This is a genomic window from Streptomyces sp. NPDC005962, assembly GCF_040629205.1.
GTDB lineage: Bacteria > Actinomycetota > Actinomycetes > Streptomycetales > Streptomycetaceae > Streptomyces.
The window spans coordinates 1-20,570 of the sequence record NZ_JBEXVE010000006.1; the positions used below are offsets into that span (position 1 = coordinate 1).

Annotated in this window: 20 protein-coding genes and 1 tRNA gene; 8 read left to right on the forward strand and 13 right to left on the reverse strand. The window is 71.6% G+C overall.

Features of this window, described 5'->3' with window-relative positions; genetic code table 11:
* Positions 1-169 precede the first annotated feature (169 nt).
* Positions 170-1,432 (reverse strand): hypothetical protein, encoded by a 1,263-nt coding sequence (locus tag ABZ370_RS12015; protein WP_358619340.1) that lies wholly within the window; start codon positions 1,430-1,432, stop codon positions 170-172.
* Positions 1,433-1,601: 169 nt separating this feature from the next.
* Here ABZ370_RS12015 and ABZ370_RS12020 point away from each other — a divergent pair.
* Positions 1,602-1,673 (forward strand) — tRNA-Val (locus tag ABZ370_RS12020).
* 381 nt (positions 1,674-2,054) lie between these two features.
* Here ABZ370_RS12020 and ABZ370_RS12025 read toward each other — a convergent pair.
* The gene (locus ABZ370_RS12025; RefSeq protein ID WP_358619341.1) at positions 2,055-2,726 is read right to left on the reverse strand and encodes an MBL fold metallo-hydrolase; all 672 of its coding nucleotides are present in this window, start codon (positions 2,724-2,726) and stop codon (positions 2,055-2,057) included.
* A 91-nt stretch (positions 2,727-2,817) separates the two neighbouring features.
* On the opposite strand from ABZ370_RS12025, the gene ABZ370_RS12030 reads away from it, so the two are divergent.
* The 3 genes from ABZ370_RS12030 to ABZ370_RS12040 all read left to right on the forward strand — a co-directional run bounded on the left by ABZ370_RS12030 (position 2,818) and on the right by ABZ370_RS12040 (position 5,670).
* A complete protein-coding gene (locus ABZ370_RS12030; RefSeq protein WP_358619343.1) occupies positions 2,818-4,470 on the forward strand; it encodes a hypothetical protein in 1,653 nt (550 codons plus the stop codon).
* Positions 4,471-4,476: 6 nt separating this feature from the next.
* A complete protein-coding gene (locus ABZ370_RS12035; protein ID WP_358619345.1) occupies positions 4,477-5,163 on the forward strand; it encodes an NUDIX hydrolase in 687 nt (228 codons plus the stop codon).
* 141 nt (positions 5,164-5,304) lie between these two features.
* A complete protein-coding gene (locus tag ABZ370_RS12040) occupies positions 5,305-5,670 on the forward strand; it encodes an MmcQ/YjbR family DNA-binding protein (protein ID WP_358619346.1) in 366 nt (121 codons plus the stop codon).
* 6 nt (positions 5,671-5,676) lie between these two features.
* Here the strand turns inward: ABZ370_RS12040 and ABZ370_RS12045 are convergent, their stop codons facing one another.
* Positions 5,677-5,814, reverse strand: a complete 138-nt coding sequence (locus ABZ370_RS12045; protein WP_358619347.1) for a hypothetical protein — start codon at positions 5,812-5,814, stop codon at positions 5,677-5,679.
* A 182-nt stretch (positions 5,815-5,996) separates the two neighbouring features.
* Here ABZ370_RS12045 and ABZ370_RS12050 point away from each other — a divergent pair, with 182 nt between their 5' ends.
* A complete protein-coding gene (locus ABZ370_RS12050; RefSeq protein ID WP_358619349.1) occupies positions 5,997-6,779 on the forward strand; it encodes a phosphotransferase in 783 nt (260 codons plus the stop codon).
* On the opposite strand, the gene ABZ370_RS12055 is transcribed toward ABZ370_RS12050, so the two are convergent.
* The gene (locus ABZ370_RS12055; protein WP_358619351.1) at positions 6,765-7,850 is read right to left on the reverse strand and encodes a methyltransferase domain-containing protein; all 1,086 of its coding nucleotides are present in this window, start codon (positions 7,848-7,850) and stop codon (positions 6,765-6,767) included. The genes ABZ370_RS12050 and ABZ370_RS12055 overlap by 15 nt on opposite strands.
* 452 nt (positions 7,851-8,302) lie before the next feature.
* Here ABZ370_RS12055 and ABZ370_RS12060 point away from each other — a divergent pair, with 452 nt between their 5' ends.
* Positions 8,303-8,815, forward strand: coding sequence for a DinB family protein (locus ABZ370_RS12060; protein ID WP_358619352.1), 513 nt, complete (start codon positions 8,303-8,305; stop codon positions 8,813-8,815).
* Between the two features lie 19 nt (positions 8,816-8,834).
* Here ABZ370_RS12060 and ABZ370_RS12065 read toward each other — a convergent pair whose 3' ends face one another.
* A complete protein-coding gene (locus ABZ370_RS12065) occupies positions 8,835-9,422 on the reverse strand; it encodes a histidine phosphatase family protein (protein WP_358619354.1) in 588 nt (195 codons plus the stop codon).
* Between the two features lie 87 nt (positions 9,423-9,509).
* Positions 9,510-10,601, reverse strand: a complete 1,092-nt coding sequence (locus ABZ370_RS12070; protein WP_358619356.1) for an MASE1 domain-containing protein — start codon at positions 10,599-10,601, stop codon at positions 9,510-9,512.
* 218 nt (positions 10,602-10,819) lie between these two features.
* On the opposite strand from ABZ370_RS12070, the gene ABZ370_RS12075 reads away from it, so the two are divergent.
* Entirely contained in the window at positions 10,820-11,602 is a 783-nt protein-coding gene (locus tag ABZ370_RS12075) for an alpha/beta fold hydrolase (protein ID WP_358619357.1), read from the forward strand.
* Here ABZ370_RS12075 and ABZ370_RS12080 read toward each other — a convergent pair.
* The 6 genes from ABZ370_RS12080 to ABZ370_RS12105 all read right to left on the reverse strand — a co-directional run bounded on the left by ABZ370_RS12080 (position 11,583) and on the right by ABZ370_RS12105 (position 18,650).
* Positions 11,583-12,254, reverse strand: coding sequence for a lytic transglycosylase domain-containing protein (locus tag ABZ370_RS12080; RefSeq protein ID WP_358619359.1), 672 nt, complete (start codon positions 12,252-12,254; stop codon positions 11,583-11,585). The two genes, ABZ370_RS12075 and ABZ370_RS12080, sit on opposite strands and share 20 nt — an antisense overlap.
* 195 nt (positions 12,255-12,449) lie before the next feature.
* Positions 12,450-13,124: a VTT domain-containing protein gene (locus tag ABZ370_RS12085; RefSeq protein WP_358619361.1), complete on the reverse strand. Its 675-nt coding sequence runs from the start codon at positions 13,122-13,124 to the stop codon at positions 12,450-12,452.
* 307 nt (positions 13,125-13,431) lie between these two features.
* Entirely contained in the window at positions 13,432-13,911 is a 480-nt protein-coding gene (locus ABZ370_RS12090; protein ID WP_358619363.1) for a DoxX family protein, read from the reverse strand.
* 140 nt (positions 13,912-14,051) lie between these two features.
* The gene (locus ABZ370_RS12095; protein WP_358619854.1) at positions 14,052-16,028 is read right to left on the reverse strand and encodes an FAD/NAD(P)-binding protein; all 1,977 of its coding nucleotides are present in this window, start codon (positions 16,026-16,028) and stop codon (positions 14,052-14,054) included.
* Positions 16,029-16,168: 140 nt separating this feature from the next.
* A complete protein-coding gene (locus ABZ370_RS12100) occupies positions 16,169-17,902 on the reverse strand; it encodes an alkaline phosphatase D family protein (RefSeq protein ID WP_358619365.1) in 1,734 nt (577 codons plus the stop codon).
* An 88-nt stretch (positions 17,903-17,990) separates the two neighbouring features.
* On the reverse strand, positions 17,991-18,650 hold the full coding sequence (locus ABZ370_RS12105) for an HNH endonuclease family protein (RefSeq protein ID WP_358619367.1): 660 nt from the start codon (positions 18,648-18,650) through the stop codon (positions 17,991-17,993).
* Between the two features lie 493 nt (positions 18,651-19,143).
* Between ABZ370_RS12105 and ABZ370_RS12110 the strand changes: the two genes are divergently transcribed.
* Positions 19,144-19,725, forward strand: coding sequence for a TMEM165/GDT1 family protein (locus ABZ370_RS12110; protein WP_358619368.1), 582 nt, complete (start codon positions 19,144-19,146; stop codon positions 19,723-19,725).
* 94 nt (positions 19,726-19,819) lie between these two features.
* On the opposite strand, the gene ABZ370_RS12115 is transcribed toward ABZ370_RS12110, so the two are convergent.
* On the reverse strand, positions 19,820-20,473 hold the full coding sequence (locus tag ABZ370_RS12115; RefSeq protein ID WP_358619370.1) for an HAD-IA family hydrolase: 654 nt from the start codon (positions 20,471-20,473) through the stop codon (positions 19,820-19,822).
* Positions 20,474-20,570: the final 97 nt, after the last annotated feature.

Below are 20,570 nucleotides of genomic sequence, written 5' to 3' on the forward strand. Positions count from 1 at the left end.
CTCCGCCTTGCAGCTACACGCTCCCCCAGCTACCGCTGGGAGGTGCCCCCTGACCCCGCTCCCTGATCCGGCCTGATCCAAACGACAGACCCTAGCCTGCCCGTAGCTCAGTGCCCGGCCCCCGCCCCGCAGCTGAGCGCTCGCCCCCGGCCCAGGCGTAGGCGTCGGCTCAGTGGCCGCCCACGGTTCCGCCGCCGAGTTCGTCGCGGATCTCTCGTACGACGCGGGCGGCGGTCTGCCGGACCGCCTCCGTCTCCGTGAGGAAGTGCCACCAGTCCGGATGCCGCCCTTCCAGGCCCGCGATCGCCCGGTCCAGCCGCCCCACCGCGTCGTCCAGCGGGCGGGCGTGGCGGGGGTCGGGGGTGCTGCGTCCGGCCATCGCCAGCCGTTGCGCGTCGCGGATCGCGAAACGGGTGCGTTCGATCTCCTTGTCCTGGTTGAACGCGACCTCGTCCAGCTGCCGCAGCCGGTCCCCGGCCGCCGACACCGCCTCGTCCGTGGTGTTCAGCAGCGCCCGCACCGTGCTGAGCAGGGCCGTGGCGTCCGGCCAGCGCTGCTCCTCGCGCGCCGTCCGCGCCTCGCCGAGCTTCGCCTCGGCCTGCGCCACGTCCCGCGCCGCCTGGCCGGGCACCGACTGCAGGTCCTGCCAGCAGGCCGCGCTGTAGCGGCGGCGCAGCTCGCTGAGCACCGGCTCCACCCCGGCGGCCCGCGTGGTGATCGCCTGGGCGCGGGTACGCAGCGACACCAGCCGCCGGTCTATCTCGGCCGCCCGCTCCGGCAGCCGCTCCGCCTCCCCGCGGACGGTTTCCGCCCGGCGCAGTACGTCGTCCGCGCGCCGGATGGTCTCCTGGACGCCGTGCTGCCCGGCGCCCTGGTTCAGCTTGGTCAGCTCGGGCGAGAGCGCCGCGAGCCGCGCGGCCAGATCGTCCGCCCGCAGGCCGGAGCCGCGCACCTCGTCCAGCGCGTTCGTGGCGGCCAGCAGCGCCTGCCGCGCCCGCTCCACCGCAGGCGCGAGCCGCGCGAGCTGCGTCTCGGCCTGCTGGAGCAGCGACCCCAGCCCCTGCTCGAACCGGTCCAGATCCGCCTTGGTCCGCCGCAACTCGTCCCGGGCCCGGGTCAGCTCCGCCCGCGCCCGCCCGGCCGCTGCCGCGTCCAGGCCGTCATGGTCCAGGTCGTGCGCGTCCACGGCAGTGATGTAGTCGTGGCTGACCTGGTCGATCCGCTGCCCGAGCGCCGCGAAGTCGGCCGCGGTGCGGCGGGCGGCCGGGGAGTCGTCCACCGCCGTGATCGTCTCGATCGAGATCCGCAGATCCCGCTGCGCGGTGTCCAGCTCGTAGAACGCGGCCGCCGCGGCATCCTTCGCCGCCTGCGCCTCCGCCCGCTGGCTCTCCCCGCGTCCCCCGAACCACCGCCGCGCAGGTGTCGCCGCCACTTACCTCTCCCAATGGATCGCCCGGGCCCGAATGTCATTCTCCCACCCACCAGGGACGAACACAGAGGTCGGTACGGTTCGCGTCCTCGGCTTTCTTCCTGCCGCGGGCGGGTGCCGCCATCGGATTGCGGCGCCCGCTCGCGGACAGGGTAGGCTGACAGCTCTCCCAGGGCGCATAGCTCAGCGGTAGAGCGCTGCCCTTACAAGGCAGATGTCGGCGGTTCGAATCCGTCTGCGCCCACAGTGATTGATCGCAGGTGAAAGCCTGTTTCGGCCCCCCGGTCCGCGAGGATCGGGGGGCCGCTTCACGTCCGGAGTCCACATAGAGTCCACATCTGTGAGCACCGCCCGGGGCGGCGATCAGGCCGTAGCGCTCATGTCCCGGCCGCCCGGAATCCCGCCAGTGGCTGCGCAGTGGTTCCGTCCGGCCCACGGGCCACGGGACCGCGGCGGTGTCCCTGGCGGCAGCTGGTCGCTCGCCCGAAGCGCTGATCGTACGAGCGGCGCTTCGGGCATGACGAAGGGCTCACCCAGGCGGGGTGCGGGTCGAACGGGTTCCAGGGGCAGGGAAGTTGAGCAAGCCGCACCGCCGGGCATCCACCCACCCACCACCACAAACGCCTCACGTGGTCGCGGCGGACGCTCCCCGCAGGGCTGCCGCGGCTCCGTGGGTGATCGGGTCGCCGTGGCCGAACGCCACCGTGTCGGCGTCGAGCTCGGCCAGGCGGTGCAGTGACTCGACGGCCCGGGCGCGGTCGGTGTTGAAGACGCCCAGCATGGTCCGGCCGACGTTGGCCACCGCGTCGCCGGTGAACAGCACGCTCGGGCCGGGCAGGTGGAGCGCGATCGACCCGTCCGTGTGGCCAGGTACCGCGACCACCACCGCGCCGCCGCCGAACGCCAGCACATCCCCGTCCTCGACCTCTCGGTCCACTCGGCACGGCGGAGCGGGCGGCAGCGGCGGAAGGGACTCCTTGATCGGTACCTCGAAGGGTTCCAGCACCGGGGGCGCCCCGACCGCGTCTCCCCGGATCACCGGGGCCTCCAGCCCGTGCGCGACCACCTCCGCGCCGTGCCGGTCGGCCAGTTCGGCTGCCGAGCCGGTGTGGTCCTCGTGCCAGTGCGTCAGCACGATCCGCCGCAAGGTGCCGTCCAGCGCTGCTTCGATGTCCGCCGCGCAGTCGGCCGTCCCGGTGTCGATGAGGGTCAGCTCGTCGCCGTCCTGCCACAGGTACGCGGCCCCCACGGGAAAGCGGAGCATGCGTAATCTCGGTACTACCTCGATGACCTCCATACGACGCAGCCTGCACGACCGCCCTCACGGCCGTCCGGCCGTTCGCTGAGGGCTCAGCGAGGACGATCACCGCCGATAAGGTGTCTGCTGCATGAGTCAGCTTGGCCGCGGGTGGTTCTGGGCAGATTGCTCACTGCTCGGTGATTCGGTGTGGGAGCCGATGCTGCCCGAGAACGGATTCCATCCGTTGGGCCTTGAGTCAGGGGGAGAGATCATGAGCAGCAGCCATGACGGCGAAGGCGCGCTTACCCGCGCGCGTCCTGAGAATCTGGATGCAGGCGCGGTCATCGCGCAGTCGCTGGACAATCAGTGGGTCAGTGCGGACCTGACTCGAAAGATGATCGCGAAGGGCAAGTCCCTGCGGGATATCCAGGGTCTCCGTAACGACCAGGTGCGAGCCGAATACTTCCGCAGCCTCATCAATACCCGGCAAGTCGTCGTGAACAGGGTCTTCTTCTATAACAACCCTGCCGTGAGCCGCGATCTGGTCGAGGACGGAGAGGCCAGGAGGGCTCATCAGAAGCTGCTGGCGGACAGTTCCTTGGTGCCCTTCTTACTCAGGGAGCGCGAGCCCACCGACCGACCGCAGGGGGTGGATCTGGACGAGGACGCTTTCGATGCCTGGCGGCAAACCGTGGCGGAGATGCCCGCCACGGAGAAGGTCACCTGCGTCCGTCTGTCCTGGAACGACCAGGAGAACGCCAGGGACAGCAGGTCGGCTCTGATCAACCCGTTCGCCGCCCGGGTGCAGGGGCTGACCGCGAAGGATCTCCCGCTGCTCGCCTCCCAGGTGGGTGTGCCGAACGACAAGGTGTCGGCGTTCGTGGAGCGGGTCGGCGAGGTCGTCGAGTTCAGCAACAGGCAGCGTATCCGTGATGCCGCTGTCACCCGGAACCTGCTGTACGAGAAGTTCGTGTGCGTGGACGGTTCGTCCGTCTCCGAGGGCAGGTATGACGGCAGCAAGCCGTTCTCCGCCGAGGTCAAGCACCTACTGGACCTCATCTACAACGTCAATCTCGCCGACGCCCTGGGCATGTACCCGCTGACTCCGACCGGAAGTCTGCGCCGGGTGGCGCTGCAGGAGTGGCGGGACGTACGCACCAGTTCGGCGGGGGCGACCATTCGCGATCCTGAGCAGTTGGTGAAATTTCTGCAGCGGCAGGCGTTCTCCACTGTTCAGGACCGTCTCACCCCGTCGGAAATCGACACGTTGGCACTCGAAGACATCTGGCGGCTTCGGCAGAGTGGGCCGTGGCACCGCTACATGGAAGCGTTCAGTTCGCTGACCGCCGATCCCGCCGCCTTTCATGCCAACGTCGGAGACGTATTCGATCGCTACGTCCGGCTCAATTCGGAAATCGTCAGGCTTGTCGAGGCCCGTCGGGGTTCCAAGGCCGAGGCGAACAAGTGGTCGCCGGTCCTCGAAGTCGTCCTTACGGTCGGCGGGGCGGTTTTCACCGCGCTGACCGGTGCCGAGGGGTGGTCCGTGGCGGCGAGTCTCGGAGCCACGTCGGTGGGATCGTTCGGCGGTTCCGTGCAGATGATCCTGCGCAATCGAGCGGCCGGACAGCGAGAGCAGAAATTCGCCCGTGAGATCGCCTCCGTCCGCCTCGACAGCGAACATGAGTGGAACGAGTTCCGCGATCTGGCCCGGAGGCTTCCGGGATACACGGAGGACCGCGCCGTCCCATCGGCCACCAGTTCGACAACCATCCAGGAGAACGACGATGTACTGGAGTACTGAAGCCCCGTGAAGTCTCCCGACATTTCCTATGAGGATCTGCGCCGGAAGCACCCGGAGATGTTCGTCAACACCCCAGGCGGGATCGAGATCCTGCTCGACCCGGTCGATATCGAGGCGGCCCGGCGCAGCACCGGGTCCGATGAGCCGGTCGGTGTGGTGTACGCCGACCGGTTCGTCACGGTCGTTCGCGACGCCGTTCGCTTCCCTGACGGCAACCTGGGCCTGTATGTGAGGATGCTGCCCGCGGGAGGCGCCCCCGGGGTGGTGGTTCTCCCGCTGATCGGCACCGGCTCCGACATCGTCCTGGTCGAGCACTACCGGCATGCCACCCGAGCCTGGCATTTGGAGGCACCCCGAGGCATGGGGGAATCGGGAGAGGAGGGACCGGCGAACGCGATCCGGGAACTCGAGGAAGAGCTGGGTGTCCGACCCGGCGAACTGATCTCGCTCGGCACAGTCCACGCCGATAGCGGACTGCTCGGTGGCCACGCCGGGCTGTACGCGGCTCGCATCCCCGGTCTCGGGACGTTGGACCGGGCTGAGGGCATCCGACGAGCCGTTGTGATGCCCTTCAGCCGGGCGGAAGAGCTGATCGGTCAGGGAGACATCACCGATGGTTTCACCATCGCAGTGGTCACCCGAGCGCGGCTGGCGGGCCTTTTCGCGAAGGACCTGGACGACGACGTCTCGTGACGGAGGCGGGCCATGTCGGCCGCGACGAATGGACGGTGGGCACATGCCGGGTGCCCATGGTGGAGGATGGGGGCAGAGATCGTCGCGGGCCTGGTACAGCTGTGGTGTCAACCCCGCCGGATGAGACCGAGGAGACCTGGAGTGAACCCCGAGCAGCTGCGGTCTTTTTGCGTCTCCTTCAACGCGGCGGTGGAGGAGTTTCCCTTTCCCCGCGTCCCGGAGGTTTCGGTATTCAAGGTGTGCGGCAAGATGTTCGCGCTGACGACTCTGGACGCGCGTCCCCTCACCGTGAATCTGAAGTGCGATCCGGAGGCCGCGATTCGGCTGCGCGGTGACTACCCGGGGCTGATCGCGCCGGGGTGGCATATGAACAAGCGCCACTGGAACACGGTCACGGTGGACGGTGATCTCCCGGACCAGTTCGTCCGGGAGCTGATCGAGGACTCCTACGACCTGGTGGTCGCGGGTCTGCCGAGGGCCGAGCGTCTGCGCCTCGACCGCCCCTGAGCCGCTTCAGGCCTCGGCCGACAGGTCGAAGCGCGCGATGCGCACCCGGTCCGCCGCCAGCGCCTCGTTCCGGAAGTTGCTCATCCAGCCGGTCCGCGCGCCGAACGCCCAGACCTCGTCCGGGCCGCATCGGTAGTAGGCCACCGGAATCGCGTAGGTGCGCGGCGACTGCCCCGCCAACCGATTTCTCGAGTGAGGCCTTGTGCTCTCCCGCCCCTCTTTCAATACCGACGAGACGGTCGCGCGTGCGGTCGCCGCGCACTGGCTACCCGAGGCCGCCGGGGCGGACTACCTGCCCTGGGCGTTCGGCCGCGCACCACTGGCGGGTGGCCGGTGGTGGGACGACCCTGTTCGGCACGCTGGACCAACTGGCGCCCCGGCACACCGCGGCGTCGCTGGAGGCCGCCTACGCGGGCGCCGCGGCGCTGGGCGCTGCCGGGGTGGACGTGGTGTGCGCGCCGTTGCCCGCCCGGTCGGGGCGGTTCACCGTCGACCTCAGGGTCGGGGCGCTCAGCGTGACGCCGTGGCTGGACGGGCGGACGCCGACGGAGGCGGAGGCGCACGAGCACGGCCACCTGCGGGAGGTCCTCGCCGCGCTGGCCGCACTGCACGGCGCCGCGCCACCGGTCGGCATCCGGCGGTGGGCTCCGCGGGTCGGTCCCGGGTTCGCCGACGAGCTGCGGGCTCGCACCGCCCGGCCCTGGACGTCCGGCCCGCTGGCGGAGGAGGCCCGGGCCGCGATCGTGGGCCGCGCTGACGCGATCGCGCGATGGACGGGCCGGTACCTCGTCCTGGCGGACGTCGCGCTCGCGCGCCAGGGCTCCTGGGTGCCGACCCACGGCGAGCCGCACAACCGCAACCAGGTCGTGGACGCCCACGGGCTGAGGCTGGTCGACTGGGAGTCGCTCGCCCTCGCGCCGCGCGAGCGGGACTACGCCGACCTGGATGGCCCGCACGCCGACCCCGCGATGGTCGAGCTGTTCGCGCTCGACTGGCGGCTGTCCGAGATCGACGAGTACGCCCGCTGGTTCGCCGCTCCCCACACCGGTAGCCATGACGACCGCACCGCCCTGGAAGGGCTGCACGAAGAATTGTCAGCGGCCCGGTGAGTCAGAGGGCAACCACACCTGCTGGCCCTCGGAGGTCACCGTCAGCCCGAACGCGTCGGTCCCCGGGCTGCCGATGGCCACGAAGTCGTCGTATACCGCCATGACTTCCTGCCACAGGTCGCGGGGGCCGTACTGCCAGGTCTCCCGTGCATTGACGGTGGCAGCCGAACCGCTCCGGTCGTGGAGCCACATCTGGTACGTACCGTCGTGCGTCCCCTCGGCCATGACCACGCCCGGCAGCCGCGCGCCCGCGTAGAGGGCGAAGCCCAGGTCGGCCAGCGCGCCGAGGGGGAGCGAGCCGGGGGTGCCGCGGCGGCCGGTGCCGCTGTCCACGGGGGCGTCCGGCCGCGGGCGTTCGGAGCGCATCGGCATGAACCTGGCGCCTCCGATGAACCGGCCGTGAGCCGTGCCGTCCGCGGCTGCCTCCAGCCGCACCAGGGCGCCGGACCAGAAGTCCCCGGCCAGCGGCACGACGATGATCCCGCCCACGGCGGCCTGCCGCACCCAGGCGTGGGGGACCCGGCGCACCGAGCAGGTCGCCATGATCCGGTCGTACGGTGCCGCCGGCTCCCATCCGTGTGCGCCGTCGCTCTCGATGACGGCGGGGCGGTATCCGGCGTCCTCGATGGCCTTCGCGGCCCTCGCCGCCAGTGTCTTGTCGACTTCGATGGTGGTGACGTTCTCGCTGCCCAGCCGCTCGGAGAGCAAAGCCGCGTTCCAGCCGCTGCCGGTGCCGATCTCCAGTACGCGGTGCCCGTCGGCGACATCGAGCGCGCCGAGCATCCGGGCCACCATGGTGGGCATGGAGTTGGACGATGTCGCCAGCCCCGGGCCGTCGCTGTGCCCGTCATCCACCTGAGTGACGATCGGCACGTCGCCGTAGACCAGATCCCACCAGGCGTCGTCCGCCGTGACCGGCACGCAGCTGGCTCTCTGCTCCCAGATGTCGCGGGGGATGAACCGGTGGCGCGGCACGGCCTCGAACGCGCCATGCCAGTCCGCCGATAGCGCCCCGGACGCGGTGAGTGCGTCCAGGAGTGTGGTGTGGCGTTCCTGCCACCGTTCGGTCAACGGTTCCTCAGCTCTGCTTCGATGGCTGATCGCCGTCCGGTGGGGGAGGCGGCGGAGGCGTCCACGGTTTGATCGGGGCGGGATCACCCTTGTGCTTGCTCTCGGCGATCACTGGCTACCTCCGGGTGTTCATTGTCGCGGAACGGAAGATGGGCGCGCAGGGAGACGTGAAGAGTGTGTCCTTCGGCGCTGGAGCTGTGCTCGATCGTGGTGGAGCCGGTCAGGTGACGCCCGTACCGGCACCCGTGGGGGTTGGTTATCCACAGGGCCCGGCGGTTGTCGGTGGTGGGGCTTACCTTGATTCCTGTCCTTATTCACGCTGCTGGGCTGCGCGTGACTCGGATGCGGAAGGCCGGGCCCCACAGCACGGGTCCGGCCTTCGTCCGACCTTCTTCTGGCCTGGGCGAAATTCCGGTGCGGGGCACAGGAGGAGGCGAGTAGCGTCGGCGGGCATGATTCCTGACCGGGTACGGCCCGCGTACGGGGCCGATGAGCGGACGCAGCTGACGGGCTGGCTCGACATGCAGCGGTCGGTCGTCCACTGGAAGTGCGAGGGGCTGTCCGCTGAGGGGGCCCATCGGGCGGTGCTGCCCGGCTCGCCGCTGATGACGATGGCCGGTGTGGTGTCCCATATGCGCTGGGTCGAGCACCTCTGGTTCGAGATCGTCCTGATGGGGCGCGCGGAGGAGGGACCGCGGTTCGAGGAGGGGCCTGAGGACGCGGATATGCGGGTGGCGGGGGTGCCGCTGGACCGGCTGCTCTCCGAGTACGCACAGCAGTGCGCGGTGTCGGACGCGATCATCGCGGACCACGCGCTGGACGACGTCGCCCGGCGCCCGGGCCCCTCCGGTGCCGCGCCCTCGCTGCGGTGGATCTTGTTCCACATGATCGAGGAGACCGCCCGGCACGCCGGTCACATGGACGCGATGCGGGAGCTGATCGACGGTGGGAGGGGGTACTACTGAGCGGCGGTGCCGGTCCGGGTCACGCCGTGGGCAGGTGGGACGTGTCGTTGTAGCGGAGCAGCGAGACGGGGAAGCCCGGGCGGTAGCGGATGACGGTCAGGGCCGCGTTGTCGTGGTTGAGGCCCATCCAGCGCCAGGGCGGTGCGCCGAGCGCGGCGCGGACGAGCCAGGCGATGAGGAAGGCGTGGGTGACGACCAGTTCGTGGCGGTCCTCGGTGCCGGGCACCGGGCCCGTGAAGCGCTCCAGGGCCTTCTGGGCCAGCCCTGGGCCGAGGGCGCGCTCGTCCGCCGGGACGCGGGTGACGAAGTCGAGGAGCAAGTCGGCGCTGTCCGGCGGGAGTTCGGCGCGCTCGGGCGTATACGGGACGTAGTCCCCGGCAGGCTCGCACGCGTGCGCGGGTACGCCGTCGAGCTGGGCGGCGATCAGGTGTGCCGTCCGGGCGGCGCGGGGGAGCGGGCCGTGGTGGATGGCGGTCAGCGGGACGTTCCGGAGCCGCTCGCCGAGCAGGACGGCCTGGCGGTGGCCCTCGTCCGTCAGCGTGCCCTCGTCCGGGGTCGCCTGGCCGTGCCGGGTCAGATAGAGGTGGCGGGTGGCCGTCGCGGTCATGGGTCCCCTCGCGGTCCGGGTGCGGTCCGTGCCGATGCGCGGACGTAAAGACGTACGGACGTACGTACGGACTGGTAGATGTTCTCGCTACCGGCCCGGTTCCTGCTCGCCCGGGGTCAGCCGCACCACGGTCTCCGCGAGTTGGGCGCAGACCTGCTCGATCTGCCGCCGCGTGTGGTCGCGCTCGGCGATGATCGCCGCGAGGAGCAGGGCGGTCAGGGTCGTGGAGCCGTTGAAGGCCTGGAGAGTGACCATCCGGGTCAGCAGCGAGTGGCCCGCGAAAGGGCCGACGCCCTCGGCCGTGGCCTGGATCGCCAGGACGGTGACGATGAGCGAGCAGGGCGCGGCGCCGGGGAGCTGGAAGCGGAGAGCGGCCCAGATGAGGAAGGGGAAGACGAGGAAGAGCAGGCTGGCGGCCGTACGGGTGGCCACCAGCATGACGGCCGCCGTGCCCAGCGGCAGCGCGGCCGCCTCCAGCCAGCGGTACGGGGTGACGCCGCGCGGGAGCCGGGCCCGGCGTGCGGCCAGCAGCAGGGGCGTGACGACCAGGACGCCCATCGCGTCGCCGGTCCACCAGACCGACCAGGTGGGCCAGAAGGCCCCCGCGGGGAGGGCGTCCGCGAGGACGAGGACCGCGGTGCCCAGCGTGGAGCTGATCAGCATTCCGGCCAGGGCGCCGAGGAAGATCAGCGCCAGCGCGTCCCGCAGCCGGTTCAGTTCCGTACGGAAGCCCGCCCGCCGCAGCAGCAGATACGCGAACAACGGGGCCAGGGTGTTGCCCGCGACGATCGCGAGGACGGCGAAGGGTGCGGGACCGATGGGTGCGTTGACCGCGAGGGCGCCGAGGGCGATCCCGGGCCAGCTGCGCGGGCCCAGCAGGAGCAGACAGGCCAGCGCGATCCCGGTCGGCGGCCACAGCGGAGTGACCTGACCGCGTACCAGCTCCTGCAGCAGACCGAGCCGCGCGCCCGCGTAGTAGACGGCGGCCACGGCGACGGCCAGGGCGGCGGTGCGCAGGGGCGTGGGAGTGCGCAGGGGTGTGGCGGTGCGCAGAGGCGTGGCGGCGCGGCTCCGGAACGTCCCGCTGCCGTCCCCGCCTTCGCCCTCGCCCGCGTCCTGGCTGCCGCCCTCGTTCCCGCTGCCGCCCTCGTCCCCGCCATCGCGCACCACAGCGGCCATGACACTACGGACCGCCCGACGGGTACGGCCGGACACGCGGACCGGCGCGGGCGGCCCGTCGTACGGGTGAGCCGTCAGGGTGGGCCGTATGGGTGACCCGTACGGGTGACGCCCAGTGCATATGCGCACCGGGCTTGCCCACTTCCGCGCGAGACGCCACCGTTGTCCACCAGCGGGCGCGCGCCGCGTGTCCGCATTCGACTGGGACCGGAGGTGCCATGGGACCGCTCGTTCCACCCCTCGTTCCACCGTATGAAACCGTCGGTGAAGGCCCGCACCATGTCATGGCGGTGCACGGCTGGTTCTCGGACCGCGCCGCCTACACCGCGATGCTGCCGCACATCGACCGGCGCGCCTTCACCTACGTACTGCCCGATCTGCGCGGCTACGGGGAGGCGCGTGACATCCCCGGCGCCTACACCACCGGCGAGGCGGGCCGGGATCTGCTCGCGCTCGCCGACCATCTGGAGTGGGAGCGGTTCTCGTTGCTCGGGCACTCGATGGGCGGCGCCGTCGTCCAGCGCGTGCTGGCGGCGGCCCCGCACCGGGTCCGGCGGCTGGTCGGGGTGGCTCCCGTACCGGCCAGCGGGGTGCCGATGGAGGGCGAGCAGTGGGAGCTGTTCGTGTCGGCCGCCGACCGGCCCGAGTCCCGGCGCGCGATCATCGACCTCACCACCGGCGGCCGCCATCCGGACGCCTGGCTCGATCTGATGGTGCGGCATTCGGTGGAGCACAGCGACGCCAAGGCGTTCCGGGCGTGGCTGGACTCCTGGGCACTGGAGGACTTCCACGAGGACGTGGACGGCTCCCAGCTGCCGGTGCGGGTGGTGGTCGGCGCCCACGACCCGGCGCTCACCGCGGAGGTGATGCGCCGGACCTGGCTGCGCTGGTACGCCAATGCCGACCTGGTCGAGCTGGCGTCCGCGGGGCACTACCCCGCCGACGAGACGCCGCTGGAACTCGTCCGGACCGTGGAGGACTTCATAGCCGCCGGCGGGTAGTCGGTGCGGAGAGAGGGGACGGAGGCCGCGGAGAGGGCGAGGCGGACGCGGACGGTGAGGCGGTGCGGGCACGGTCGCGCTTGGCCTCGCTCCGCTGGTAGCGCGCCTCGCTCTTCCGGTACTCGGGCAGCAGCGTGTTGATGATCCGGTCCACATAGCCGCGGGTCTCGTGGATGGTCGGGACGCCGCGCGCCCTGAGTACCGCGCCGGGTCCCGCGTTGTACGCGGCCAGGGCGAGCCGGGTCGGGTTGCCGGGGATCTGCTCGACCACGTCGTACAGATGGCACATGTAGCGCGCCTGCGAGGGGATCGCGTCCCGGGGTTCCCAGACGTCGGCCTTGCCGTCGCCGTTGCCGTCCCGCCCCCACTCCTTCCAGGTGTCCGGGGCGAACTGCGAGATGCCCTGGGCGTGTCCGGAGTCCGCGTCCGGCCGCCAGTTGCTCTCCGCGTGGATCTGCGCGGCCAGCAGCGGCACGCTCAGCGAGGAGCAGACCTTCGCCGCCCGTTCCACGACCGGACGCCGGGCGTCCGGGATGACGGGCAGCTTGGGCTCGGAGGGCGTCATGATCTGCCGTACGACGAGGACGGCGGCGACGACCAGCACGAGGCCGGCGACGAAGGCCGCGAACATCCCGGCGGCACGGCTCAGCACGCCGGGGCCGGGAGGACGAAGTGACGCATGGGACGCATGAGTCGCATGGGGAGGACCGTAACGGCAATTCCGGGGTGATCCGTAATCGGCGCCGGTACAGCCCGAACCGCTGGTATATCCCGAGCCGCTGGTACGGCCCGAGCCGCCGGTACAGCCCCGACGGGTGTCGGCCCGCCGGTACGGCCCCCACGGGCGCTAGGGAGCCGGGACCGGGGCCACGGGGGCCGCGAGCTGCCCGGCGGCCTCGCCCTCGGCCGGACGCTTCATCACATACGCCGCGCCCGCACCCGCGGCGAACAGCGCGAGCACCGACACCGCCGTGCCCAGCCAGCTGGCGCCGAGCCACTGGCCGCCGACGTAGCCGAGCGCCACGCTGTACGCGGCCCAGGCCAGACCGGCCACCACCGACCAGGGCAGGAATTCCGTCACCCGACGGTGTGCCGCGCCCGCGCTCAGGCTGACGACCGACCGCCCGGCGGGGGCGAAGCGGGCTATGACGACGAGCGGTCCGCCGCCGCGCACCAGCGCGGTGCCCAACTTCTCCTGCGCCGTGGTGAGTCGGCGGGAGCGGGCGATGGCCCGGTCGAGCCGGTCGCTACCGCGCCAGGCCAGCCGGTAGGCGACCATGTCGCCGAGGACGGAGGCGGTCGCGGCGCACAGCAGCAGCGAGAACATCGCGGGGAAGTCGGCCGCGTCCGCCTGGCGCACCACACCGACCGGGTCGACGGTGGTACCGGCGGCCGCGGTGGCGGCCGTGATGACGAGGAAGCCGCTCGGCAGGACGGGCAGAAAGACGTCGAGCAGGACCGAGGCTGCGATGACTGCGTAGATCCATGGGGTGTTGGTCAGCGACCCCAAATGTTCCAACAACGTTCTTCTCCCGATCCCGTTCCCCCGCCGCCGCGTCCTCGTCCGCGCGGGGCGGAGGGGAGCGGCCTGTACAGCCATACAGCGTACGCCTGTGACTGTCGAGGATACCGGTAAGGGCTGACAGTGCTGTTCGAATCACGCCATGCGGGGCACGTGGCCCCGCATGGCGCGATTCACCGCCTGTTCACGGCCGGGTCATGAGGCCCGTCGGCCGGGCCGTGCCGCCCGTCGGCCGGGCCGTGCCGCCCGTCGGCCGGGCCGTGACGTCCGTCGGCCGTGACGTCCGTCGGCCGTGACGCCCGTCGGTTCAGACCGTGCTCGGCTGGCGCTGCGGTTCGGCCGCCGCCGAGGACGCCCGGGACGAGCTGAAGATCCGGTCCAGCGCCCAGGGGCCCGAGCCGGTGAAGACGATGAGGAAGAACGCCCAGCAGAACATGGCCGAGGCCTCGCCGCCGTTCTGGAGCGGCCACAGCTTCTCCGGCTGGTGCTCGTGGAAGTACGCGTAGGCCATCGAGCCCGAGGAGATGAACGCGGCGACGCGGGTGCCAAGGCCGAGCATCACCAGGGCGCCGCCGACGAGCTGGATCACCGCGGCGTACCAGCCGGGCCAGGTGCCCGCCTCGAGGGTCTTGCCGGTGCCCATCGCGCCGCCCATCCAGCCGAGCAGCGACGAGGCGCCGTGGCAGAAGAAGAGCAGGCCGACGACGATCCGGAAGAGGGAGAGGACATAGGGCTTGCCGGTATCCAGCAAGCCGTTGAGCGAGCGGGGAGAGGTGTCGGGAGACATGAGGGGATTGCTCCTTGTTCCTGGGGACGGAGAAACAACGGACCGACAGGTTAGGTTCCCCTCATCTTTTGTTGCAAGTTCAAGAACCTGCCAATGTGGGCCCCCGGGAGGGGCCTTCGGGGCCGTGCTGAGGGCGCTCCTCAGAGTCCTACGGCGCACATCGGGGCGGTTTTCCGGTGGGGTTCGGATGCCGCCGCGAGGCGCAGCACCACCCGCGCCACCGCGTCCGTGTCGCACAGGGTGACCGAATTCACGCCGGGGCGCGCCCCCGCCGCCGTCACCCAGTGGACGCCCTCCGTCGGCACCCCGACCGCGAACCGGCGCGGATGCGGTCGCCCCTGCGCGTCCACGATCCGGAACGGGGCCGGGGTGACGTCCAGTCCGCCCGTCTCGTAGCCCTCCACCCGGTGCGGTCGGCACTGCCCGGTGCGCAGCAGTCCGCTCAGCAGCGCGTCGGCGGTGCGGCGCAGATCCGGCTCCGGCAGGCGTGCCTCGATCAGCGTCCGGGCGATCACCGGGGCGCCGGGGACGCGGGTCGCGCGGGCGGCGAAGCCGGGGTCACCTGACGGTCCATCAGGTACTTTGGCCGTGACGTCCAGACCTGGACCGAGGATCTCCAGCACCCCCGCCTCGATCAGCGCGGCCATCTCCTCGATCCGGCGGCGCGGCGGGCCGATCGACAGGAACGCGTTCAGCGGGGTGTACCAGCGGTCGAGATGGGTCCGCCGCGAGACCCCCGTGAGCCCGCCGTGGTCGACGATCAGCCGCACCTCGTTACGGAGATCGCGCAGGACGTCGAGCGCGGCCTTGACCGGACCGGCCACATTGCCGAGCCGGGCATGGGCCGCGTCCGTGCGCGCGTACGTCAGCAGCCACCGCCGGAAGGCGTCACGCGTGGTGAAGTTTTGTTCGCGGTGCGGCTGGGAGATCGTCTCCCAGCACCAGCGCCCGGTTGCCGGAATGCCGAATTCCAGCAGGACGGCGGCCTCTTCGGGGGAGCCGTGAGACGTGGCCAAAAAGTGACGCCGGAAGTGCGGCGGGGCGCCCGGGGCTTGGCGGGACAGCAGGGTTTCGTAGTAGACCGTTTCGGCCTCCTTGGCCACCAGCGGCCATACCTCCGCGAGGAAGTCCGGCGGATCGCCGGAGTCCGCCCGCTTGCGGAAGCCGTCGAGGACGTCCGGGGTCAGCAGCAGCGGGGTGTGACGGCCGTGCGCGCCCTTCGCATTGTCGCCGCGGGCGTGGTACGGGATGCCACGGCGCGACCCCGCGTACAGCCGTGGCTCGCGGCCCGACGGGTGGTAGAGCAGCCCTTCCCGCGACGCGGCCCCTTCGGCGGCGGCGCTGAACGAACCGCCGCGGCCCTCGGTGAGCAGCGCCATATGGTCGAAGAAGTTGAGCCCGAGGCCGCGAAGCAGCACGGGCTCACCGGGCTGGATGGGCGACAAGTCGACATCGGCGGGGTTGGCGGGCGGGTAGTAGCGCAGCCCGTACCGGGCCGCGTGGGTGCCGAGCCGCCGCTCCGTCTCGTCGGAGGTGCGGGGCAGATGGCCCTGGGCCAGGACGACGGCGCGCAGTCCACCGAGGCGCGTGCCGTCGTCGAGGGCCAGGGTCTGGGTACCGTCCGACGCCTCCTCCAGCCCGGTGGCGCGGGCCGGATGCGGGCGGACGGTGACGATGCCGGGGGCGGTACGGACGACCTCGGCGAACACCCACTCCAGGTAGCGGCCGTAGAGCGCGCGGCTCGGATAGTCGTCGGGGCCGAGGGACGGGGCGGGGGCGTCGTCGCCCGTGGTGGCCCACTCGTACAGGCTCGGCCCGGTGTGTATCGGGCCGTCGCACTCGACGCTCTCGTCGGTGAACAGCGTCACCTGCGAGGCGACGGTGTTCATCAGCAACTCGCCCGGCTGTGCCGTCCGCCACACCCGTCCGGCGCCCGGCGGGGACGGGTCGACGATGTGCACGGTCAGCCCGGTCCCGGGCGTCAGCTCCGGCGCGGAGGCACAGAGGCGCTCCAGCACGCTGGTGCCGCGGGGACCGGCCCCGACGATGGCTATGGCGTGGGGGACTCCGGCCAAGGCGTTTCTCCCGGGGCAGATGTGACGCAGGATTTCGCCCATCATGCCGTTCGCCCCGTGAGAGTCCACCGGCGGGCCGGAACGTTCCCCTCCGGTGTGTCCCGTATCACTCCGGCGGTATCGGCGCGCGGACCGGTCAGGCCTCGGCGCGCGGACCGGTCAGGCCTCGGCGCGCGGCCCGGTCAGGCCTCGGGCCAGGACGTCCGCAACGCGGTGGTCAGATGGGGTTCCGGGGACGCGACCGCCTGGTCGAGGCGCAGCTGCGCGGTCCTGCCCCGGAGCGTCAGCGTCATCAGCTGGTTGCCGAACCAGGGGCCGCCGGTCTTGCGCCAGGTCAGCCGGGGCGCCGGGACGCGGCCGTGGCGGGTGAAGACGCGGCCCAGGGCGCGGCCCGCCCGGCTCCAGCCGAAGCGGAAGCCGACGCGGATCGAGGCGTGGATGCTGTTGTGCACCGGCGAGCAGGTCAGCTGGCGGACCTCGCTGACCGGTCGGCGCGGCCAGCGGGACCAGTCCGGTTCGGCGATGTACGCGTGGTGCACATCGCCCGACAGCACACTGATCGTCGCGGGCGCGTCCGGCCCCTCGCCGACCTCGGCGATCAGATCGGTGAGGTCGTCGAAGGACTCGGGGAAGGCGGCCCAGTGCTCCAAGTCGCCGCGCTGCCGCAGATCCTCGCCGATGCGCGCCCAGCGCGCCCCGCGCCGACCGCCGCACACCGAGGCGTTCCATGCCTCCACGTCGTGCACGAAGTGCGGTAGCAGCCAGGGCAGGGAGGTGCCGATGAGGAGGTGGTCGTACGTCCCGGCCCGGTCGAGGGCCTGCTGCCGCACCCAGGCCAGCTCCTTGTCCTCCACCATGGCCCGCGCGCCCTCGCCCAGCACCCGGGCGCCGCGCGTGTCGACCATCAGCAGCCGTACCGGACCGAAGTCGCGGCGGTAGCTCCAGCGGTTGTACGCGGGGTCGGCGTCGGCGCGGGAGGCGAAGTCCCGCAGCGCCTCCGTGCCGTCCTCGGTCTCCCGCACCGCCGCGTACAGGCCGTCGGCGGCGAGTTCGGCGGGGGAGAGGTTGCCCAGGTGCTGGTGCACCCAGTACGACATCAGGCCGCTCAGTATGCGCTCGCGCCACCAGGGCGTGGCGCGCATCTGGTTCAGCCACGCCTCGCTGGTGTTCCAGTCGTCTATGACGTCGTGATCGTCGAAGATCATGCAGCTGGGCACGGTGGACAGCAGCCACCGCACCTCGGGGTCGAGCCAGGACTCGTAGTACAGCCGCGTGTATTCCTCGTAGTCCGTGACCTGGTCGCCCGGCGGCTCGGACAGATCGCGGCGGGTGGCGAGCCAGCGGCGGGTCTCGGTGGACGTCTCGTCCGCGTACACCTGGTCGCCCAGCAGCACGAGCACATCGGGGCGCGGGGCGTCGGGCGAGGTGGCGAGGGTGTGCGCGAGGGTGTCCAGGGCGTCGGGCCCCACCGGGTCGTGCGAGGCGTCGGACGGCGGCGCGGCCCACCGGCAGGAGCCGAAGGCGACCCGCACGGGCCGCTGGCCGCCGGAGCCGGTGGTGGGCCTGTCGGCGAAGCCGGTGGCGGAACTGTCGGCGGACACGTCGGCGGGCCCGGTGGCGGACACGTCGGGTGTACGGATCGTGGAGTCCGGGAAGCGGGAGTCCGGCAGCGGCCACACCTGCTCTCCGTCCAGCAGCACCCGGTACGCCGTCTCACCGCCCGGGCGCAGCCCGGTGACCGGGATCAACGCGTAGTGGTGCCCGGCGATCCGCCAGGTGCGGGCCGTGCCGCCCGCGCCGTCGGCGCAGCGCACCTCCGCTTCGCAGGGCCGGTCGGCCTCCACCCAGACGGTCGCTTCCGTCCCCGTCTCCCAGTCCACGTGCCGCAGCAGTGGTCCCAGGCGCAGCCCGGCCATCCGGCCCTCCTCCGTCGCTCCGCGTTCCGTACCGTACGCGTCGTACGGTACGGAACGACGGAAGAGTCGTTACGGTTCCGGCGGGTGATCAGCAGCCGCTGAGGATGTCGCTCAGCTTGGCCTTCTCCGCCGAGTCGACGTCGAGCTTGTAAGTGGACTTCACCGAGACCCACATGCGCGCGTACATGCAGTGGTACGAGGCGAGCGGCGGGAGCCACTTGGCCGGGTCCTTGTCGCCCTTGGACTGGTTGACGTTGTCCGTCACGGCTATCAGCTGCGAGTGGGTCAGGTCGTTGGCGAGCGCCTGGCGCTGGGCGGTGGTCCAGCTGCTGGCGCCGGACTTCCACGCCTCGGACAGCGGGATGACGTGGTCGATGTCCACGTCGGAGGCGGCGGTCCAGGTCTCGCCGTCGTACGCGGACTTCCAGGTTCCGCTGGTGGCGGCGCAGCTGGAGTCGGTCTGGACGTTCGTACCGTCGCGCTTGAGGACTTCCTCGCGGGTGTTGCAGGAGCCGCTCTGGGTGATCCAGTGCGGGAACTTGTCCCGGCTGTAGCCGTCGGACGACCCCTCGGCCTTGACCGTCAGCGCGGCCAGCTGGGTACGGGCGGTGGCGGCGCTCGGCGGGGTGGGCGGGGCCGCCTGGGCGGACGGTCCGCTCAGCACCAGCGTGCCCAGCAGTCCGGCGAAGCCGCCGAAGACGGCGGCGCGACGCGCGTAGACGCGCCGACGGTCGTGGAGGTGCGACATGCGAACTCCCTAGGGGTGGGGGGTCGTTGGCCCCGGCAACGCGGCCATCGTCGTGGCGCCGGGTGGACGTGGGGCGGGCGCCAGGTAACAGAGTGGCGACGCGGTCATGTCAACGCAAGGGGCTTCCGTAAGTAGAGGGGGCGTCGTTGCGCTCCGGCGCCACCGTCGCCCGCCGTGCCGGGGCCGCGAGCCGCCGTTCCGCCCCCCTGGCCGTCCCCGGTTGTCCCTGGTGGGAACCCGTGAGTGGGCGCGCCGGAGGCGTCCCGTAGGCTGGGCGGCAGCAGAAGGGGAGTAGCTCTCCGCCGGACCGTCGACATACTGCCCGCCCCCCAGGGGTGCGGGCCGGCGCCCGGAGCGTACGAGGCCACCGCCGCATCGGGCGGGCCGCGTACGCCAGCGAGACCTTCGGCCGCAGTGTCCGACGCTGCCGTGCCGAAGCGAACCCTCTTGATGGGCCCCTCGGTGCGGCCCGACCCTAAGAGGTATCCAGCCCGTGTTCAGCTTCACCGTCGCCGCCGTGGTCTTCGGCGTCGTCTTCCTCGCCGAGCTGCCCGACAAGACCGCCCTGGCCGGGCTGATGCTCGGCACCCGCTACCGCGCGTCGTACGTCTTCGTGGGCGTCGCCGCCGCCTTCGCCATCCACGTCGGGATCGCCATCGCGGCGGGCAGTGTGCTCGGCCTGCTGCCGCACCGACTGCTCCAGACGATCGTCGGCCTGCTCTTCCTGGGCGGCGCGGCGATCCTGCTCTTCAAGAAGGACGACGACGAGGAGGAGGTCACCAAGCCCGCCGATCAGTCCTTCTGGAAGGTCTCCGGGGCGGGCTTCATGCTGATCCTGGTCGCCGAGTTCGGCGATCTCACCCAGATCATGACCGCCAACCTCGCCGCCCGCTACGACGATCCGCTGTCGGTCGGCGTGGGCGCGGTGCTGGCCCTGTGGGCGGTCGCGGGGCTGGGCATCCTGGGTGGGCGCACCCTGATGAAGTACGTACCGCTGCGGCTGATCACGAAGGTGGCGGCGCTGGTGATGCTCGCGCTGGGCGGCTTCAGTCTGTACGAGGCCGTGGCGGCGTAGGCGGCGGGAGAAGGCTGAGCGGCCCGGTCCCGTACGCGTGTGCGGGCGCGGGCCGCGCTCAGTGGGTGCTCAGTGCGGTACGTTCAGCCCGTGTTCAGTGCGTGAGGTGCAGCCGCAGGCCGTCGTCGCCGTCCAGCGGCTCGATCCGCACCTGCGTCAGATCCCGTACGTGGGCGTCCGGCGCGTGGGCCGCGGCGCGCGGTCCGACGCCGACGACGCGCATCCCGGCCGCCCGGCCCGCCGCGATGCCGACCTCCGAGTCCTCGAAGACCACGCAGTTCCCCGGCGCGAAGCCCAGTTCGGCGGCGCCCTTCAGGAAGCCCTCCGGGTCCGGCTTGCTCGCCCCGACCCGCTCCGCCGTCACCAGGACGGCGGGCAGCGGCAGTCCGGCCGCGCCCATCCTGGCCCGGGCCAGGCCGTCGTCGGCGGAGGTGACGAGGGCGTGCGGCAGACCGGCGAGCGCGGCCATGAAGGCGGGTGCGCCGGTGATCGGCACGACGCCGTCCAGGTCGGTGGTCTCCCGTTCGAGCATCCACCGGTTGTCGGCCAGGTTCCGCTCCACCGGCCGGTCCGGCAGCAGCGCCGCCATGGTGGCGTGTGCCTGGCGGCCGTGGACGACCTGGAGCACGCTCTCGGGGTCCAGACCCTGCTCGGCGGCCCAGATCCGCCAGTAGCGCTCGACCACGGCGTCCGAGTTCACCAGCGTGCCGTCCATGTCGAGCAGCAGGGCGCGGGCGGTGAGCGGCATGGCGGACTCCAGGGCGCGGACGGGAAGCGGGCAACGGAGACGGGCAGGCCGAAAGAACACAAGTGGCTCCGCCCGCCGGTCAGGGAAAACGGGCGGA

Excerpts from the sequence above, each read along its gene's own strand:
- ABZ370_RS12060 (WP_358619352.1), top strand. The coding sequence starts at position 8,303 with ATGATTCCTGACCGGGTACGGCCCGCGTACGGGGCCGATGAGCGGACG.
- ABZ370_RS12070 (WP_358619356.1), bottom strand. The coding sequence starts at position 10,601 with ATGGCCGCTGTGGTGCGCGATGGCGGGGACGAGGGCGGCAGCGGGAAC.
- ABZ370_RS12075 (WP_358619357.1), top strand. The coding sequence starts at position 10,820 with ATGGGACCGCTCGTTCCACCCCTCGTTCCACCGTATGAAACCGTCGGT.
- ABZ370_RS12025 (WP_358619341.1), bottom strand. The coding sequence starts at position 2,726 with ATGGAGGTCATCGAGGTAGTACCGAGATTACGCATGCTCCGCTTTCCC.
- ABZ370_RS12065 (WP_358619354.1), bottom strand. The coding sequence starts at position 9,422 with ATGACCGCGACGGCCACCCGCCACCTCTATCTGACCCGGCACGGCCAG.
- ABZ370_RS12030 (WP_358619343.1), top strand. The coding sequence starts at position 2,818 with ATGAGTCAGCTTGGCCGCGGGTGGTTCTGGGCAGATTGCTCACTGCTC.
- ABZ370_RS12105 (WP_358619367.1), bottom strand. The coding sequence starts at position 18,650 with ATGTCGCACCTCCACGACCGTCGGCGCGTCTACGCGCGTCGCGCCGCC.
- ABZ370_RS12090 (WP_358619363.1), bottom strand. The coding sequence starts at position 13,911 with ATGTCTCCCGACACCTCTCCCCGCTCGCTCAACGGCTTGCTGGATACC.
- ABZ370_RS12115 (WP_358619370.1), bottom strand. The coding sequence starts at position 20,473 with ATGCCGCTCACCGCCCGCGCCCTGCTGCTCGACATGGACGGCACGCTG.
- ABZ370_RS12100 (WP_358619365.1), bottom strand. The coding sequence starts at position 17,902 with ATGGCCGGGCTGCGCCTGGGACCACTGCTGCGGCACGTGGACTGGGAG.
- ABZ370_RS12095 (WP_358619854.1), bottom strand. The coding sequence starts at position 16,028 with ATGGGCGAAATCCTGCGTCACATCTGCCCCGGGAGAAACGCCTTGGCC.